Source organism: Vibrio sp. VP6, from assembly GCF_028823755.1.
Taxonomy (GTDB): Bacteria; Pseudomonadota; Gammaproteobacteria; order Enterobacterales; family Vibrionaceae; genus Vibrio; species Vibrio parahaemolyticus.
Genome location: NZ_JAPEID010000146.1, coordinates 1 through 1,071, shown reverse-complemented (window position 1 = coordinate 1,071; position 1,071 = coordinate 1). Strand labels below are relative to the sequence as shown.

The following is a 1,071-nucleotide window of genomic DNA, read 5'->3' as shown; positions in this document are numbered from 1 at the left end:
TCGCTCAACTTTAGGAGGTTTGGTTTCTCGTCTGAATTACGCAACAAAGCCTTGTTAAAGATAGAATGAATGACACACGTAATAATCCATTGATAATGATTGCTGAGCTTAACTCTATATTTAACAGGTTAACAGCATTACATGTAGGGGCGCTTAAGAAGTTGAATCACAATGATACTTTTAATATTAGGTGTACGGTTTCGCATATAAATATGCCTTGCGCTGTTAATAAAATTCACGTTGATGGTGATGAGCATCAAGAAAATATAGTTATTACGGTAATGAGGAAAAAGGACTGGAAGTCAAAGGACCCCAAAGAATTTCTTGTTTAATTTAATAGCGCGCTAACAAAGCGTTTAAGAGGGATTTGGCACGCGTGGCATTTTTAGTTTGCGTTGGGTCTAGTGATTCCGGCGCTGTGCGGTAGCTTTTGTATTGCGTGCCTGCACCCCTTAACGCGGCGTTATGCATCAGGAGATAAAATGAAGAAAGAGCAAGAGTTTTACCGCGAAAGAACGGTTGGGCTGTTAACGAATTTTCAGCTCCTAGAGCTTTCGTTGAAAATGTATATTGGAAAGTCATATGACTTTATTCATGCTCTTGTTGGTGACCGAATCCACTTTGGTTTTTCGATTGACGATGTAGAAAATTATCCGTTAGAAAGACTACTCAACACATTCGTTAAGTTAAACGACAACAAAGAGTTACATAAACGTCTCAATAAACTCAGAAAGCAGCGAAATTATATAGCCCATGAAGCTCTACTTGTTACTATTGGCAACAATCCGAATATGGATACACTCCATGAGAAATCACATGAATTCTTTGAGTTAGAGGATGAGTTAAGTGATTGCCTAAAGGTTCTGGTTGCTGAGTTTGAAAAGCTTCATGTGAAATACGTGGCAAATGCATAACAAATTGTTCAAGAGTGATTCGGCACGCGTGGCATTTTTGCTATGCGTTGGTTTTAGTGGTTAAGGTGGTATGCGGAAGCTTCTGTATTGCGTGCCTCACACCTTAGTATCAAGTTTGAAGTGCGACACTTTTTACAGATGCGCATGAATATACTCC

At 39.2% G+C, this 1,071-nt stretch carries 1 protein-coding gene; it reads left to right on the top strand.

The window, feature by feature from the left end; genetic code table 11:
* Positions 1 to 482 precede the first annotated feature (482 nt).
* A complete protein-coding gene (locus OU793_RS24560) occupies positions 483 to 914 on the top strand; it encodes a hypothetical protein (protein ID WP_006958821.1) in 432 nt (143 codons plus the stop codon).
* Positions 915 to 1,071: the final 157 nt, after the last annotated feature.